A 15,660-nucleotide genomic window follows, 5' to 3' on the forward strand; every position below is an offset into this window, starting at 1 on the left:
GGCGACACGACCGGGCGAATGAGCCGATGACGGCCGGGTCGGCGGGTAGCGTCCCGGGGGTGGGGCATGCGTCGTCTCGCCGGAGGAAGGTCGACCTGCTGCGGGTGCGGGCCGAGCTACCGGCGGGCGTCCGCGCGGTGGTGGACGAGTTCGAGCGGCATCTGGCCCTTGAGCGGGGGCGGTCGGCGCACACGGTTCGGGCGTATGTGGGGGATGTGGTGTCGCTGCTGGGATTCATGCACGGGTTGGGCGCGGTCGAGCCGGGCGGGGTGGACCGGGCGGGCGGGCGCGGAGTCGAGGCGCTCGACCTGACGGTGCTGCGGGCGTGGCTGGCGGCCCAGCGCACCGCGGGCGCCAGCCGCACGACGCTGGCCAGGCGGGCGGCGGCGGCGCGGACGTTCACGGCCTGGGCGCACCGGCGCGGGCATCTGGCGGTCGATCCGGGTGTGCGGCTGGTGGCGCCGCGGTCGCGGCGCACGCTTCCGTCGGTGCTCCGGGCCGACCAGGCGAGCGACCTGCTGCACGCGTCGGCGTCCGGGGCCGCGGAGCGGGACCCGGCGGCGCTGCGGGATCACGCGCTGCTGGAGCTGCTGTACGCGACCGGGGTGCGGGTGTCCGAGCTGTGCGGGTTGGACGTCGGCGACGTCGACCTCGAGCGGCGGGTCGTACGGGTGCTCGGCAAGGGCGGCAAGGAGCGCACCGTGCCGTTCGGGGTGCCGGCCCAGCGCGCGGTGCGGGACTGGTTGGCGCACGGCCGTGGGCGGCTGGTGCGGCCGGGGTCGCCGCCGGCGCTGCTGCTCGGCGCGCGCGGCGGCCGGTTTCAACCGGCCAGTGTTCGACGTATCGTGCACGCAGCGTTGGCGGCGGTGCCGGATGCTCCCGTCATGGGGCCGCACGGGTTTCGTCACTCTGCCGCCACGCACTTGCTCGAAGGGGGTGCTGACCTTCGTAGCGTCCAGGAGCTGCTTGGTCACGCTACGCTCGCTACCACCCAGCTTTACACTCACGTGACCGTCGAACGGCTGAAGGCGATCCATGACCGAACCCACCCGCGCTCCTGAGGTTCTCGGGGAAGGTTCCTGGTCACGCGCGCCGTCCACTTCGGCGCCGAGCAACGGGCACGCCGCGTCTTACGGCACCGGGCGCGCGGCCGGCGTGTTACCGGGTGATCAGCGGACCTTCGACGATGTCGAGGCCGGCATCGTCGCGCTGTGGCGCAGGTTCGGCGAGCACCGGCTGCCGACGCTGCGGGACCGGCTGGTGCTGCACTACGCGCCGCTGGTCAAGTACGTCGCCGGCCGGGTGGGCACCGGACTGCCGGCGCACGTCGACATGGCGGACCTGATCCAGTCGGGCATCTTCGGGCTCGTCGACGCGATCGAGAAGTTCGAGCCCAACCGGGGCCTGAAGTTCGAGACCTACGCCATGCAGCGGATCCGCGGCGCCATCCTGGACGATCTTCGCGCGCAGGACTGGGTGCCGCGGTCGGTGCGTGGCCGGGCCCGCGAGGTGGAGCGCGCCCTCGAGCGGCTCGGCGCCCGGTTGCGGCGCACCCCGAGCGACGCCGAGCTGGCCGACGAGCTCGGGCTCACGCTCGGTGAGCTGCGCGAGGTCTACCTGCAGCTGCAGCTGACCAGCGTGGTCGCGCTCGACGAGCTGGCCGCCGCGGGCCGCGGCTCGACCTCGCTGGCCGACACGCTTGAGGACGAGGCCGCTCCCGACCCGGTGGCCCTGCTGGTGGACCAGGACACCCGCCGCCAGCTCGCCGAGGCCATCGGGCACCTGGCCGAGCGCGACCGGGTCGTGGTGACGCTGTACTACTTCGAGAACCTCACGCTGGCCGAGATCGGCAAGGTGCTCGGCGTGACCGAGTCCCGGGTCTGCCAGCTGCACACCCGGGCCGTGCTGCGGCTGCGGGCCAAGCTCATGGAGAAGGCGGACGCCTAGGAGCGGTGGGCCCGGGGAGGGGTGTGCCCGGGGCCCACCCTCGGCCCCACCCGACCTCCTAGCTGCGCCAGGGGAGCAGGCGGACGTGGTGGTGGCCTCTGACCAGGGCTAACGGATCGAGGTACTCGTCGCCGCGGCGAACGCCCCAGTGCAGGCAGGCGGGGGCGGCGCAGTGCGGGTGGGCCGGTTGGAGGTGGCCGATGACCTGGCCGCGGCGGACGGGTTGGGCGGGGGCGACGGTGGGGGAGACCGGCTCGTAGGTGGTGCGCAGGCCGTTGGGGTGGTCGACGGAGACGACGGGCCGGTCGACCAGGTGGGCGGCGAACACCACGATGCCGTCGGCCGCGGCGAGGACCGGCTCGCCGGGGGTGCCGCCGAGGTCGACGCCGCGGTGGCCGGGGCCCCACGGGGTGGCGGGCGCGGAGAACTGGCGCAGGACGGGATGCGGTGGGGCCAGCGGCCAGGAGAACCCGGCGGCGGGGGCGTCGAACCATGCGGGTGGGCCGGCGGCGGCCGCGCCGAACGGCAGCAGCAGGGCGACGGTGGCGAGGGCCGCCAGGACGCCGGCGACGGCGAACCGGGCGGGTCGGGAGAGCACGCGAGGCATGCGGCAACGATGCCGGCCGGGAGCGCGGTCCGGGGGTGATCAAGCGCCGGTTGTGGACAGCTGGCCCGGCTGTGGACAACTCGGCCGGCGGCGGGTGGTCGACTCCCGGCCGGCGGCGCGGACCGCGTACACTGCGAACGCGACCCGTGGCAACACGGGGTGACTTCGCGTGCCAGTGCACATCCAGGGGCGAACTCGGCGACAACCCAAGCAAGCCCCGGGATTCACGGCTTTCGGCGGTCCCACGCAGGCGTTTCAGCCACCACGGTGAACCATGCAGGGTCCGGACGCCGGCACGGCACCAGGGCGGCGCTCCACCGGAGCGCCGCGACAACCGACACCGCTCGCCGCGGCGGACACCCGGCGAGCCACACAAGAAGAGGTGCGAACCCGGCCATGGCCGTAGTCACCATGAAGCAGCTGCTCGACTCGGGCGTGCACTTCGGGCACCAGACGAGGCGCTGGAACCCGAAGATGAAGCGCTTCATCTTCACCGAGCGCAACGGCATCTACATCATCGATCTGCAGCAGACCCTCACCTACATCGACCGGGCCTTCGAGTTCGTCAAGGAGACGGTCGCGCACGGTGGGTCCATCCTGTTCGTGGGCACCAAGAAGCAGGCCCAGGAGGCGATCGCCAACGAGGCGCTCCGGGTCGGCATGCCCTTCGTCAACCAGCGCTGGCTGGGCGGCATGCTCACCAACTTCTCCACTGTCCACAAGCGACTCCAGCGCCTCAAGGAGCTCGAGGCGATGGAGCAGACCGGCGGCTTCCAGGGTCTGACCAAGAAAGAGATCCTGATGCTCACCCGGGAGAAGGACAAGCTGGAGCGCACCCTCGGCGGAATCAGGGACATGGCCAAGGTGCCGAGCGCGGTCTGGATCGTGGACACCAAGAAGGAGCACATCGCCGTCGGCGAGGCGCGCAAGCTCAACATCCCGGTGGTGGCCATCCTGGACACCAACTGCGATCCGGACGAGGTCGACTACCCGATCCCCGGCAACGACGACGCGATCCGCTCGGCCGCGCTGCTGACCAAGGTGATCGCCGAGGCGGCCGCCGCCGGCCTGATCGCCCGCGCCGGTGCCCGCAACGGCGCGGTGGAGGGCGAGGACAAGCCGCAGCCGGTCGGCTCGGACGAGCCGCTGCCCGAGTGGGAGCAGGAGCTGCTCACCGGCGCCAACGCACCTGCCCAGGGCGAGCAGGTCGCCGCGTCCGCCGAGCGCTCCGAGTCCTGATCCCCACGTCGAACAACCAAGCAGCAGAGGGAAGACAACACAGACGATGGCGAACTACACCATGGCCGACGTCAAGCGGCTCCGTGAGCTCACCGGCGCCGGCATGATGGACAACAAGAAGGCACTGGAGGAGGCCGACGGCGACTTCGACAAGGCCGTCGAGATCCTGCGCATCAAGGGCGCCAAGGACGTCGGCAAGCGCGCCGAGCGGTCCACGGCCAACGGCCTGATCGCCGCCGACGGCGGGGCCATGATCGAGCTGAACTGCGAGACCGACTTCGTCGCCAAGAACGCCGACTTCCAAGCCCTTGCCGACAAGATCGTGGCGGTGGCCAAGACGATCAAGCCGGTGGACCCGGAGGTGCTCAAGGCCGCCCAGCTCGACGGCGGCACGGTCGAGGACGCGATCCAGCAGCTGTCGGCCAAGATCGGCGAGAAGCTGGAGCTGCGCCGCGCGGTCAGCTTCGACGGCACGGTCGCGCTGTACCTGCACCGCCGCTCGTCGGACCTGCCGCCCGCGGTGGGCGTGCTGGTCGAGTACACCGGCGGTTCGGAGGAGGCGGCCCGCGGCGCCGCCATGCAGATCGCCGCGATGAAGCCGCGCTACGTCACAAGGGACGAGGTGCCCGAGGACGTGCTGGCCACCGAGCGGCGCATCGCCGAGGAGACCGCCCGCGAGGAGGGCAAGCCCGAGCAGGCGCTGCCCAAGATCGTCGAGGGCCGGGTCAACGGCTTCTTCAAGGACGTGGTGCTGCTCGAGCAGGCCTCGGTGCAGGACTCCAAGAAGACCGTGAAGGCGGTGCTCGACGAGGCCGGGGTGTCGGTCAGCCGGTTCGCCCGGTTCGAGGTCGGCCAGGCGTGAGGTTCGCGGGGGCGGGGTTGCGGGACCGGCAACCCCGCCCTTTCTCGTTCCCGATGACGGCGGCGCGAGGAGGTTCGGTGAAGGAGTACGGCGTGACGCCGCGCCCGTACCGGAGGGTGCTGCTGAAGTTGGGCGGCGAGATGTTCGGCGGGGGCGAGGTCGGCGTCGATCCGGACGTGGTCGCCGCGGTCGCCCGCCAGATCGCCGCGGTGGTGCGGGACGGCGTGCAGATGGCGGTGGTCATCGGGGGCGGCAACTTCTTCCGCGGCGCCGAGCTGTCCCAGCGGGGCATGGACCGGGACCGGGCGGACTACATGGCCATGCTCGGCACCGTGATGAACTGCCTTGCGCTGCAGGACTTTCTGGAGAAGCTCGGGATCGACACCCGGGTGCAGACGGCCATCACGATGGGCCAGGTCGCCGAGGCCTACATCCCGCGGCGGGCCGAGCGGCACCTGGAGAAGGGCCGGGTGGTCATCTTCGCCGGCGGTGTCGGGATGCCGTACTTCTCAACGGACACCGCCGCGGCACAGCGCGCGCTGGAGATCGGCTGCGAGGTCGTGCTGATGGCCAAGGAGGTCGACGGGGTCTACACCGCGGATCCCAAGAGCGACCCGGACGCCAAGATGTTCGACCACATCACTCACCGGGAAGTCCTGGAGAAGGGCCTGAAGGTCGCCGACGCGACCGCGTTCAGCCTGTGTATGGACAACGACATGCCGATCATCGTGTTCAACCTTCTCACCGAGGGGAACATCGCGCGCGCGGTTCGTGGTGAGAGGATCGGTACGTTGGTCAGCACCCCAAAGGAGCAGACGCTGTGATCGACGACACACTCCTCGATGCCGAGGAGAGAATGGAAAAGGCGGTGGCGGTCGCCAAGGACGAGCTCAGCACGGTGCGGACGGGCAGAGCGAATCCGGCCATGTTCTCGCGCCTGCACGTCGACTACTACGGTTCGCCGACGCCGATCAACCAACTGGCCAGCATCTCCATCCCGGAGGCCCGGATGGTGATCATCAAGCCGTACGAGCCGAGCCAGCTCGGCCCGATCGAGAAGGCCATCCGCAACTCCGACCTCGGCGTGAACCCGACCAACGACGGCACGATCATCCGCGTGATCATCCCGCAGCTGTCCGAGGAGCGGCGCAAGGAGATGGTCAAGGTGGCCAAGCACAAGGGCGAGGAGGCGCGGGTCTCGATCCGCAACGTCCGGCGCAAGGCCAACGAGGAGCTGCACCGCATCGCCAAGGACGGCGAGGCCGGCGAGGACGAGGTGGTGCGCGCCGAGAAGGAGCTGCAGCACGTCACCGACAAGTACGTCGCCCAGGTCGACGAGCTGGTCAAGCACAAGGAAGCGGAACTTCTCGAGGTCTGATGGCGATCTCCGCGGAACCTGAGCCGGTCGAGGAGAACCACGTGCCGACGGGTTCCGCGGACCCTTCGAGCGGCTCGGCCGACAAGGCGGCAACGAAGGTCTCCCGGGCCGGGCGCAACCTGCCGGCCGCCATCGCGGTCGGGGTGCTGCTGGGGGCGGCCGTCCTGGTGGCCCTGCTGACCGTGCGGCAGATCTTCGTCGGGATCGTCGCGGCGGCGGTCGCGGTGGCCACGATCGAGCTGGCGGGGGCGCTCAACCGGGGCGCCGGCATCCGGGTGGCGCTGTGGCCGGTGCTCGTCGGCGGCCAGGCCATGGTGTGGCTGTCCTGGCCGTTCGGGCGCAACGGCGTGCTCGCCGCGTTCGTGGTGACCGTGCTGGCCTGCCTGGTGTGGCGGTTCCGCGGCGGCGCCGCCGGCTACCTGCGCGACATCAGCGCGTCGATCCTCACCGCGGCCTACGTGCCGCTGTTCGCCTCGTTCGCCGCGCTGCTGGTGGTGGCGCCGGACGGCCGGGCCAGGGTGCTGTGCTTCCTGATCCTGGTGGTCAGCTCGGACACCTGCGGGTACGTCGCCGGGGTGCTGCGCGGCCGGCACCCCATGGCGCCGTCGATCAGCCCGAAGAAGTCCTGGGAGGGGTTCGCCGGCTCGATGGCCGGCGGCATCCTGGCCGGGGCGCTGTGCCTGACGCTGCTGCTGCCCGGCCAGTGGTGGCACGGCGTGCTGTTCGGCGCCGCCCTCGTGCTCACCGCGACCGTCGGCGACCTGGTCGAGTCGCTGATCAAGCGCGACCTCGGCATCAAGGACATGGGTCAGCTGCTGCCCGGCCACGGCGGCCTCATGGACCGGCTGGACTCGCTGCTCCCGTCCGCGGTGGTGTCGTGGCTGCTGCTGCGGCTGTTCGTGCCCGGCTGAGCAATCCGGTGGCGAGCGCGGGCAGCAGCGCGGGATGGGACGAACCCGCGGTGGCCGGCAGCGCGATGCCGCCGCCGGTCATCCCAGCGCGACCGTGGCGAAGTACCCGACGCACATCGTGACCGGCACGAGCCGTGCGTTGCCCGGTGAAACAGCCATCCCGTTCGACGGTAACCGGGGGACGTGCCGTCCCGGCCGACATGTGGTGTTTGCTTGTTCACATGGGAGTGCTGGCGAGGGCGCGGGAGCGGCTGCGCGCGGTCGATGTCGTGCCCAGCCCGAACATCTGGCACTGGCCGGAGATCTACGAGGTGGAGAACCGGGCCCAGGACGTCGGCGGCGAGATCTGGCGGGTGCTTGGCGAGACCTGCGACTGGGCCGGCCGCGACGTGCTGGACGTCGGCTGCGGGGACGGGTTCCACCTGCCCCGGTTCGCAGCCACCGCCCGCAGCGTGCTGGGTGTCGAGCCGTACGAGCCGCTGGTCCGGCGGGCCAGGCGGCGGGTCGCCGGACTGTCCACAGTGGAGGTCAGGTCCGGGTCCGCGCAACGGCTTCCGGTGCCGGACGCCAGCGTCGACCTGGTGCACGCGCGCACCGCGTACTTCTTCGGGCCGGGCTGCCAGCCGGGGCTGCGCGAGGCCGACCGGGTGCTGCGCCCCGGCGGCATGATGGTCATCGTCGACCTGGACGCCACGGTGCCGCCGTACGGCGAGTGGCTGCGCGCGGACTTGCCGGCGTACCACCCGGCCGAGATCGACGCGTTCTTCGAGCGGGCCGGGTTCGCCTGCCAGCGGGTGCGGACGACCTGGCGGTTCGCCGACCGCGAGAGCCTCGCCGCGGTGCTGCGGATCGAGTTCTCCGCCAGGGTCGCGGCCAGGGCCCGCGCCGAGGTGACCGGGTTGAGCTTCCCGGTGGGGTACCGGGTGCTCACCCGGCGCAAGCCGGCCGGATTGCTCGTGGGGTAATTGGCGTGCGCGGTGCACGCGCCGTCCGTAGCCTCCTCGCATGCCGTACGACGTCGGGAAACGGTTTCTGTCCGCGATCGCCGGCCGCCATCCGGCGCGGGTGCTGCCGCGCCTGCTCGACCGGGTCGGCATGGACGAGGCCGAGGAGGACGCCGTACCGCGGCTCGAGGGCCGGATCGCCGAGCTGCTCGGCAAGCCGGCCGCGGCCATGTTCCCCAGCGGCACCATGGCCCAGCAGGTCGCGATGCGCATCCACGCCGACCGGCGCGGGATCCGCACGGTGGCCTGGCACCCGCAGTGCCATCTCGAGGTGCACGAGCGCAAGGGCTTCGCCGTGGTGCACGGCCTGACTTCGGTGCTGGTCGGCAACCCGTTCGAGCTAATCCAGCTCGCCGACCTGGCCGAGGTGCGCGAGCCGGTGGCGGCGCTGCTGCTCGAGCTGCCGCAGCGCGAGATCGGCGGCCGGCTGCCGAGCTGGGACGACCTGGTCGCGCAGGCCGGCTGGGCCCGCGAGCGCGGCGCCGCCGTGCACATGGACGGCGCCCGGCTGTGGGAGGCGCAGCCGTTCTACGACCGGCCGCACGCCGAGATCGCCGCCCTGTTCGACACCGTCTACGTGTCGCTCTACAAAGGACTGGCGGGCATCTCCGGCGCGGTGCTGGCCGGGGAGCCGGACCTGATCGGCCACGCCAGGGTGTGGCGCGACCGGCTGGGCGGGGCGGTGGACCGCAACTGGCCGATGGCGCTGACCGCCGAGCGCGGCCTCGACGAGCTGCTGCCCCGGATGGCGGAGTTCGCCGAGCGGGCCCGCAAGGTGGCCGCGGCGCTGGCGCGGCTGCCCGGCGCGCACGTCGTGCCGGACCCGCCGCAGACGCCGATGTTCCACCTGCACCTGGAGGCCCCGCCGGCCGCCGTCCGGGAGGCGGTCCGGCAGCTGCGCGAGGAGGCCGGGCTGGCGCCACCGACCTGGGTGCAGACGATGCCGTCGCCGCACCTGAGCGGCTTCGAGATCAACGTGTCCGAACAGCTCGACGAGGTCACCGACACGGAGATCGGTGACCTGTTCGTCGAGCTGATGGACCGGGCGCGGGTGGCTCAGTCCTCCGCCGGGGGCTCGACCTCGCCGAGGATGGCGTAGAGCTCGCGCCGGGCCTGATTGACCACGTCGATCGCCCTGGACTTCTGCCCCGGCGTCGCGGCCTGGGCCACCTGGAACACCGCTCCCATGAGCTGCCCCGCGGCGTTGCGCAGGTTCAGGTCGCCTGGATCGGCGTCCTCGGCGATCTGCTCCCACGGCGGCGCCTGGTCCTGCCGCTCCACGGCGGCCCGGCCGTCGTCGGTCAGCTCGAACAGCCGCTTGCTGCCGCTGCCCTCGCTGCTGACGATCAGCCCCTCGTCGGCGAGTAGTTGGAGGGTGGGGTAGACCGAGCCGGGGCTCGGGCGCCACAGCCCGCCGCTGCGCTGGGTGATCTCCTGGATCATCTCGTAGCCGTGCATGGGTCGCTCGGCCAGCAGGGCGAGGATGGCCGCCCGGACGTTGCCCCGGCGACCCCGGCGGCCCTGGCCGTGGCCCCGGCCGTGCCGGCCCCATTCCCGGCTCCACCCGGGGAACGGGAAACCCTGCCCCGGGCCGGGCGCGAACGGCTGGCCCGGTGGAAACGGCGGCGGGAACGGCGGGCCGCCGCGCGCCTGCAGCGCCTCGATCTTGTCCTCGAACCCGGGCCGGAACGCGTGCCGGCGCAGGCGCCGGGGGTCCCCGAACGGTATGCCGTGCTCGTGTCCGCCAAATGATGGACGCATGTCTCTCAGCTCCTTCACGTCAGGTCGCCGGCGTATCGGCGACACCTCGACGATATATCGGAAGCTATCGCGATGCAACTACCACGCTATGTGTGCACACTGTCACGAAAGGTGAATATTGTTCTAAATTGACGACATAATTGACAGTACTTCGACAGCCCGCCGACGTTTAAACGGCGCAATGAACCGACGCGAACTCGGCCGCGTATAGCCGGGTGCGACATCGAACATTCCAGGCTGAGGAGCATTCATGTCGATGAGATTTATCCGTGGTGGTATTGGTGGGCTCGCGTCCACCATTGCCGCGGCCGTGCTGGTGCTCGCACCGGGTTCGACCTCGGCGGCGGCGGATACCGGATCGCCGTCCGCGCCTACGGATCTGCACGTGCAGAGCGTGTCGTTCACCAGCGTGACGCTGGGGTGGAATCCCGCCGCCGACGACTCCGGCTGGGTCATGTACGAGGCGGAAGCCAACGCGCTGCCCCGCTCGTTGCAACGCTTTGCCTCAACCGAGCCGCGCACGACCATTACCGGTCTCATCCCGGGGCTCCCCTATACGGCGTCGGTCGTGGCCGTGGACGGCTCGCGGAACAGCTCCGCGCCGGCGTCGGTTCAATTCACCACGCCGGTCGACGCCACGCCGCCGACCGTGCCGGGCAACCTGCGCGCCACGCCGACCGTCGCGCCCGTGGACGTGATCGCGTGGGACGCGTCGACCGACAGCTCGCGGATCCGGTACGTCATCCGCTCCAGCGGCAGCTTCCTGACCGCCACCTACGGCACCTCGGTGACCGCGTGGGACCTGCTGTACCTCGACTGCGTCGTCCTGCCCGGCAGCACGCACACGCTGACCGTGGAGGCCCAGGACGACTTCACCAACGTGTCCGCCCGCAGCGGGGCGGTGACGGTGACCTTCCCGAACCGGTGATCCGGTCCGTGGTGGTTGGGCGAAACCGCTGCCCGCCCAACCACCACGTGGGTCCCGGTGCGGTCAGCGTGCTTGGCCCGGCCACCAGATGGTGACCAGCCGCTCGCCCGAGGAGCCAAGGTCGGGCGGTTTCCGCTCGGTGATCCCGTGCCTGTGCAGGGCGGCGGCGACGTCGGCGGCTCGGTTCGGCGGCAGGCACAGGCGTCGCCGGGTGACGTCAACCAGAGTGCTGAACGACTTGTACTCGGCGACCGCCGGGCGGGTCCAGCGCTCGGATTTCGCGTCGAGGCCGAGGGATCGCAGCAGGCCGAGCACGTCGTCGGCGGTGGGCCCGGTCGGCCGGGGCAGACCGTGGAACTCCTGCCAGAAGGGGTTGAGCGCGGTCAGCGGGTGGCGGGCGGTGATCTCGACCACCACGCGGCGCCGGGCATGGCCGGTGAGCGCGAGGAGGAACGGCGCGAGGTCGGCGACGTCGTAGAGGACGTGGTGGCAGACCACCAGGTCGGCGTCGGGCACCCGGTCCGCCACGTCGGGCCACCGGCCGTGCACCGTGGCCAGCTCCAGGCACAGCGGCGCCGCGCGGCGGGCAAGGTCGGCCAGCAGCGAGCGGTTCGCGTCAATCGCGGTGAGCCGTGTCATCGCGGGGGCGAGCGGGAGGCTGGCGGCGCCGCCGCCGGCCCCGACGTCGATCACCGAGCCCCGGTTGGGCAGCACCGCGATCGCCCTGGCGTGTGACGGGCCGCCGGGGTGGGCGAGCTGCCGGTCGGCGCGGCGGGCGAAGACCTCGTCGGGCAGCACCCAGGGAGACTCGTCCACCGCGGTCAGGATCCGTTCGGGGATCCGCCAGGCGGCGAGGTCGTCGGCCCACGCCCGGAACAGGTCGGTGGCGGTCTGGTCGGTGACCATGTCGCGGCTCCCCTCCGCCGTCGGATCGCCCGGGAGATCTGATCCACGATGAGAATCGGAAGAACCGGCAGATCCCCCGGATTGGAACACGATACCGACCGGGATGTTTCTTACGAAGCCGTGACGGACGGCCGGATCCGGCACACCGCGGCATCCCGACGTTTGGCGGTGTCGGTCGCCGTCGGGTCGGGCCAGGGTGGGGAGTAGGTATCTCCCGGAGGGCACGCGCCGGTCGGCGCGGAGGGAGGGCGTCATGGCCCGGTTCCGCACGCGCGTTCTGGTCCTGCTGTCGGTGGTTGCCGCTGCGGTGCTCGTCGTCCCGGCCGCCGCGGTCGGCGAGCCGGCGTCCAGCCGGGGCAGGGACGTCAATCCCGCGCTGTACCAGGGTTTGCGGTGGCGCAACATCGGCCCGGACCTCGGCGGGCGGTCGCTCGCCGTTGCCGGCAGCGCGGCCCGGCCGAACGAGTACTACTTCGGCGCGACCGGCGGCGGGCTGTGGAAGTCCACCGACGGCGGCGTCGAGTGGGCGCCGGTCACCGACGGCCAGATCCGCAGCTCGTCGGTGGGGGCGGTCGCGGTGTGCCCGACCAACCCCGACGTCGTCTACATCGGCATGGGCGAGGTGGACCTGCGCGGGGACGTGATTCCCGGCGACGGGGTGTACAAGACCACCGACGGCGGCCGGACCTGGCGGCACCTCGGGCTGACCGACTCCCAGATGATCGGCAAGATCCGGCTCGACCCGGCCAACTGCGACCGGGTCTTCGTCGCGGCGCTCGGGCACGCCTTCGGTCCCAACGCCGAGCGCGGCGTCTTCCGCTCCACCAACGGCGGCGCGAGTTGGGAGCGGGTGCTGTTCCGGGACAAGCAGACCGGCGCGGTCGACCTGGTGCTGGACCCGTCGAACCCGAACGTGCTGTACGCGTCGCTGTGGCAGGTGATCCGCCGACCGTGGCTGCTGTCCAGCGGCGGCGACACCGGCGGGCTGTTCAAGTCCACCGACGGCGGCACCACCTGGACCGAGCTGACCGCCAACCCCGGGCTGCCGGCGCTGCCGATCGGCAAGATCGGGGTGAGCGTGTCCGGCGCCGACCCGAACCGGGTGTACGCGATCGTGGAGGCGGCGGCCGGCGGCCTGTTCCGCTCCGACGATGCGGGCGCGACCTGGACGCTGGTCAACGCCGACGCGGCGATCCGGCAGCGGGCCTTCTACTACATGAAGGTGTTCGCCGACCCGGTCGCGCCGGACCGGGTGTACGTGCAGAACGTGCAGTTCTTCCGGTCCGACGACGGCGGCGCGACGCTGTCGTCGATCAGCACCCCGCACGGCGACAACCACGACCTGTGGATCGCGCCGAACGACAACCGGCGGATGGTCGAGGGCAACGACGGCGGCGCCAACGTGTCCGTCGACGGCGGGGCCACCTGGACCGACCAGGACTACTCCACGGCGCAGATCTACCGGGTCACCACGACCAACGACGACCCGTACCTGGTCTGCGGCGAGCAGCAGGACCGCGACTCGGTGTGCGTGTCGAGCACCGGTGGCACCGACCGGTTCAGCGTCGGCGGCGGGGAGACCGGCCCGATCGCGGTGGATCCGCGCGACTCCAATGTCTTCTACGCGGGCAACTACGACTGGTTCATGACCCGGTTCGACCGCGGCGGCCGCAGTTTCATCGGCGCCAGGCAGGTCACCCCCTGGCCGGACAACCCGATGGGCCATCCCGCCCGCGACCTTCTGCATCGTCCACAGTGGACGTACCCGCTGGTGGTCAACCCGGCCGAGCCGGACGCGGTGTTCACCGGCTCGCAGTTCGTGATGAAGTCGACCAACGGCGGGCAGAGCTGGCAGCAGATCAGCCCCGACCTGACCTACCACGACCCGGCCACGCTCGGCGACTCCGGCGGGCCGATCACCAAGGACCAGACCAGCATCGAGTACTACGCCACGGTGTTCGCCATCGCCCCGTCCACAGTGGACAAGCGGGTGATCTGGGCAGGCTCGGACGACGGCAAGATCCACGTCACGCGCGACGGCGGTGGCTTCTGGCACCCGGTGACCCCGCGCGAGCTGGTGAAGTTCAGCCGGGTCAGCATGATCGACGCCGGCCACTTCGACACCGGCACCGCCTACGTCGCCGTGCACCGCTACCGGATGGACGATCCCACCCCGCTCGCCTTCCGCACCCACGACGGCGGGCGGACCTGGACCCGCATCAACACCGGGTTCGCGCCCAACGACTTCCTCTGGTCGATCCGCGAGGACCCGGTCCGCCCCGGCCTGCTCTACGCCGCCACAGAGCACGGCGTGTACGTCTCGTTCAACGACGGCGACACCTGGCAGTCGCTGCGCACCAACCTGCCGGACACCTCGGTGCAGGACATCACCGTCAAGGGCGGCGACCTCGTGATCGCCACGCACGGCCGCGGCTTCTACGTCCTCGACGACGGCGCGACGCTGCTGCGCCGGCTCACCCCGCGGACCAGGCCGCAGGACATCGCCGACTTCCGCCAGACCGTGCCGCCGGTGACCCCCATCCCGCCGGTCGCGCCGCCCGCGCCGGTCATCCCGCCGACCGTCCCGGCGCCGGACGCGAACAACGCGCTGGCGACCCTGCGCGACCCGAGCAACCCCGTGCGCACGGTCAGCCCCAACCTCGCGATCAACTACACGCTCAAGCAGGACGTCGGCTCGGCGACCGCGACCATCCTCGACGCGAGCGGGGCGGTGGTGCGGACGATCGTCCTGCCGACCGGCGCCGGCACCCGGACGGCGACCTGGAACCTCCGCTGGACCGACGCCGTCGGCTTCCCCGGCCTCATCTACTGGCAGGCGTCGAACCTGGGCCCCAAGGCCGACCTCGGCACGTACACCGTCCGGCTGACCGTCGACGGCCAGTCGCTTGAGCAGTCGTTCGAGATCCTCAAGGACTCCCGGCTGACCAACGTGACCGACGCCGACATCCACGCCCAGTCCGAGCTGGCCCTCGCGGTCCGGGACCGGACGACCGACGCCAACACCGGAGTGATCAACATCCGGTCCTGCACGGCGCAGGTCGACGACCGGGTGGCAAGGGCGAACGACCCGGCGGTGACCGAGGCCGGCCGGGCCCTGGCCGGCTCGCTGTCCACGGTGGAGAACGAGCTGTACCAGACAAGGCTGCGCGCCGCCCAGGACCCGCTCAACTTCCCGATCAAGCTCAACAACAAGATCGCCCACCTGCGCGGCGTGATCGAGAGCGTCGACGCCCGCCCGACCGACCAGATCGTGGCGGTGTTCGACCTGCTGTCCGGGCAGCTGGACGATCAGCTCAAGGAGCTCGACCGGATCGTCGGCGCCGACGTGCCGGCGTTCAACGACCTGGTCACCGCCCGCGGCCTGCCCCCGATCACCTGCGCATCCGCGTCCCCGGACTAGCGGCGGCGCGGCATGGGAGGATGGACTTCGATGAAGTCCCTCCCCCTGGTGTTCGACGCGCCCAAGCGCGGCCTGCCGCCGCGCCACCTCGTCGACCTGTCCGCGGAGGAGCGCCGCGACGCCGTGGTGGCCCTCGGCGAGCAGCCGTTCCGGGCCGCCCAGCTGTCCCACCACTACTTCGGCCGGCTGACCGTCGACCCCGACCGGATGACCGACATCCCGGCGGCCAGCCGCGAGCGCCTGGTCGCCGAGCTGATGCCGCGCCTGTTCACCGAGGTGCGCACGGTCAGCTGCGACGACGGCCAGACCCGCAAGGCCCTCCTGCGCGCGCACGACGGCACCCTGGTGGAGAGCGTCCTGATGCGCTACCCGGACCGGGTGACCGTGTGCATCTCCAGCCAGGCCGGCTGCGGCATGGCCTGCCCGTTCTGCGCCACCGGCCAGGCCGGCCTCACCCGCAACCTGTCCACCGCCGAGATCGTCGACCAGGTCCGCCTCGCCGCCCTCGCCACCCGCGACGCCGGCGCCCGACTCTCCAACGTCGTCTTCATGGGCATGGGTGAGCCGCTGGCCAACTACCGTCGCGTTGTCGGCGCGGTGCACCGGATCTGCGACCCGGCGCCGGATGGGTTGGGGATCTCGCAGCGTTCTGTCACGGTGTCGACGGTGGGTCTGGTGCCGGCGATTCGCCGGTTG

At 71.5% G+C, this 15,660-nt stretch carries 15 protein-coding genes; 12 read left to right on the forward strand and 3 right to left on the reverse strand.

Annotation, left to right across the window (positions count from 1 at the left end; genetic code table 11):
* Nucleotides 1–26: 26 nt before the first annotated feature.
* Both VGX25_RS29285 and VGX25_RS29290 read left to right on the forward strand, forming a co-directional pair.
* Nucleotides 27–1,061 (forward strand): tyrosine recombinase XerC, encoded by a 1,035-nt coding sequence (locus VGX25_RS29285; RefSeq protein WP_326921159.1) that lies wholly within the window; start codon nt 27–29, stop codon nt 1,059–1,061.
* Nucleotides 1,036–1,947, forward strand: a complete 912-nt coding sequence (locus VGX25_RS29290) for a FliA/WhiG family RNA polymerase sigma factor (protein WP_326921160.1) — start codon at nt 1,036–1,038, stop codon at nt 1,945–1,947. The genes VGX25_RS29285 and VGX25_RS29290 overlap by 26 nt, the downstream gene beginning before the upstream one ends.
* Before the next feature lie 58 nt (nt 1,948–2,005).
* Here the strand turns inward: VGX25_RS29290 and VGX25_RS29295 are convergent, their stop codons facing one another.
* Complete coding sequence (locus VGX25_RS29295) at nt 2,006–2,554, reverse strand: M23 family metallopeptidase (RefSeq protein ID WP_326921161.1); 549 nt, start codon at nt 2,552–2,554, stop codon at nt 2,006–2,008.
* 396 nt (nt 2,555–2,950) lie between these two features.
* On the opposite strand from VGX25_RS29295, the gene rpsB reads away from it, so the two are divergent.
* From rpsB to VGX25_RS29330, 7 genes are all read left to right on the forward strand, one after another.
* Nucleotides 2,951–3,793, forward strand: a complete 843-nt coding sequence (gene rpsB, locus VGX25_RS29300) for a 30S ribosomal protein S2 (protein WP_326921162.1) — start codon at nt 2,951–2,953, stop codon at nt 3,791–3,793.
* Nucleotides 3,794–3,839: 46 nt separating this feature from the next.
* Nucleotides 3,840–4,655, forward strand: a complete 816-nt coding sequence (gene tsf / locus VGX25_RS29305; protein WP_326921163.1) for a translation elongation factor Ts — start codon at nt 3,840–3,842, stop codon at nt 4,653–4,655.
* 77 nt (nt 4,656–4,732) lie between these two features.
* Nucleotides 4,733–5,479, forward strand: a complete 747-nt coding sequence (gene pyrH, locus VGX25_RS29310; protein ID WP_414636020.1) for a UMP kinase — start codon at nt 4,733–4,735, stop codon at nt 5,477–5,479.
* The gene (gene frr / locus VGX25_RS29315) at nt 5,476–6,033 is read left to right on the forward strand and encodes a ribosome recycling factor (RefSeq protein ID WP_326921165.1); all 558 of its coding nucleotides are present in this window, start codon (nt 5,476–5,478) and stop codon (nt 6,031–6,033) included. Before pyrH ends, frr begins: the two co-directional genes overlap by 4 nt.
* 41 nt (nt 6,034–6,074) lie before the next feature.
* Nucleotides 6,075–6,944, forward strand: coding sequence for a phosphatidate cytidylyltransferase (locus tag VGX25_RS29320; RefSeq protein ID WP_326921166.1), 870 nt, complete (start codon nt 6,075–6,077; stop codon nt 6,942–6,944).
* A 221-nt stretch (nt 6,945–7,165) separates the two neighbouring features.
* Nucleotides 7,166–7,909, forward strand: a complete 744-nt coding sequence (locus tag VGX25_RS29325) for a class I SAM-dependent methyltransferase (protein WP_326921167.1) — start codon at nt 7,166–7,168, stop codon at nt 7,907–7,909.
* A 40-nt stretch (nt 7,910–7,949) separates the two neighbouring features.
* Nucleotides 7,950–9,047, forward strand: a complete 1,098-nt coding sequence (locus VGX25_RS29330; protein ID WP_326921168.1) for a threonine aldolase family protein — start codon at nt 7,950–7,952, stop codon at nt 9,045–9,047.
* Here VGX25_RS29330 and VGX25_RS29335 read toward each other — a convergent pair.
* Nucleotides 9,005–9,709, reverse strand: coding sequence for a PadR family transcriptional regulator (locus VGX25_RS29335; protein ID WP_326921169.1), 705 nt, complete (start codon nt 9,707–9,709; stop codon nt 9,005–9,007). The genes VGX25_RS29330 and VGX25_RS29335 overlap by 43 nt on opposite strands.
* A gap of 250 nt (nt 9,710–9,959) precedes the next feature.
* Here VGX25_RS29335 and VGX25_RS29340 point away from each other — a divergent pair, with 250 nt between their 5' ends.
* Nucleotides 9,960–10,637 carry a fibronectin type III domain-containing protein gene (locus VGX25_RS29340; RefSeq protein WP_326921170.1) on the forward strand — a complete coding sequence of 226 codons (678 nt, stop codon included), beginning with the start codon at nt 9,960–9,962 and terminating at the stop codon, nt 10,635–10,637.
* Between the two features lie 63 nt (nt 10,638–10,700).
* Here VGX25_RS29340 and VGX25_RS29345 read toward each other — a convergent pair whose 3' ends face one another.
* Nucleotides 10,701–11,543 (reverse strand): class I SAM-dependent methyltransferase, encoded by an 843-nt coding sequence (locus VGX25_RS29345; RefSeq protein WP_326921171.1) that lies wholly within the window; start codon nt 11,541–11,543, stop codon nt 10,701–10,703.
* Nucleotides 11,544–11,796: 253 nt separating this feature from the next.
* Here VGX25_RS29345 and VGX25_RS29350 point away from each other — a divergent pair, with 253 nt between their 5' ends.
* Together VGX25_RS29350 and VGX25_RS29355 are read left to right on the forward strand one after the other, a co-directional pair.
* Entirely contained in the window at nt 11,797–14,964 is a 3,168-nt protein-coding gene (locus VGX25_RS29350; protein ID WP_326921172.1) for a hypothetical protein, read from the forward strand.
* Nucleotides 14,965–14,994: 30 nt separating this feature from the next.
* Nucleotides 14,995–15,660, forward strand: a 666-nt coding sequence (locus VGX25_RS29355) for a 23S rRNA (adenine(2503)-C(2))-methyltransferase RlmN (RefSeq protein WP_326921173.1), incomplete at its 3' end; no start/stop codon positions are given.

Source organism: Actinophytocola sp., from assembly GCF_035942955.1.
Classification (GTDB): Bacteria; Actinomycetota; Actinomycetes; order Mycobacteriales; family Pseudonocardiaceae; genus DASYTH01.

Excerpts from the sequence above, each read along its gene's own strand:
- VGX25_RS29285 (WP_326921159.1), top strand. The coding sequence starts at position 27 with ATGACGGCCGGGTCGGCGGGTAGCGTCCCGGGGGTGGGGCATGCGTCG.
- VGX25_RS29290 (WP_326921160.1), top strand. The coding sequence starts at position 1,036 with ATGACCGAACCCACCCGCGCTCCTGAGGTTCTCGGGGAAGGTTCCTGG.
- VGX25_RS29295 (WP_326921161.1), bottom strand. The coding sequence starts at position 2,554 with ATGCCTCGCGTGCTCTCCCGACCCGCCCGGTTCGCCGTCGCCGGCGTC.
- rpsB (WP_326921162.1), top strand. The coding sequence starts at position 2,951 with ATGGCCGTAGTCACCATGAAGCAGCTGCTCGACTCGGGCGTGCACTTC.
- tsf (WP_326921163.1), top strand. The coding sequence starts at position 3,840 with ATGGCGAACTACACCATGGCCGACGTCAAGCGGCTCCGTGAGCTCACC.
- VGX25_RS29325 (WP_326921167.1), top strand. The coding sequence starts at position 7,166 with ATGGGAGTGCTGGCGAGGGCGCGGGAGCGGCTGCGCGCGGTCGATGTC.
- VGX25_RS29330 (WP_326921168.1), top strand. The coding sequence starts at position 7,950 with ATGCCGTACGACGTCGGGAAACGGTTTCTGTCCGCGATCGCCGGCCGC.
- VGX25_RS29335 (WP_326921169.1), bottom strand. The coding sequence starts at position 9,709 with ATGCGTCCATCATTTGGCGGACACGAGCACGGCATACCGTTCGGGGAC.
- VGX25_RS29340 (WP_326921170.1), top strand. The coding sequence starts at position 9,960 with ATGTCGATGAGATTTATCCGTGGTGGTATTGGTGGGCTCGCGTCCACC.
- VGX25_RS29345 (WP_326921171.1), bottom strand. The coding sequence starts at position 11,543 with ATGGTCACCGACCAGACCGCCACCGACCTGTTCCGGGCGTGGGCCGAC.
- VGX25_RS29350 (WP_326921172.1), top strand. The coding sequence starts at position 11,797 with ATGGCCCGGTTCCGCACGCGCGTTCTGGTCCTGCTGTCGGTGGTTGCC.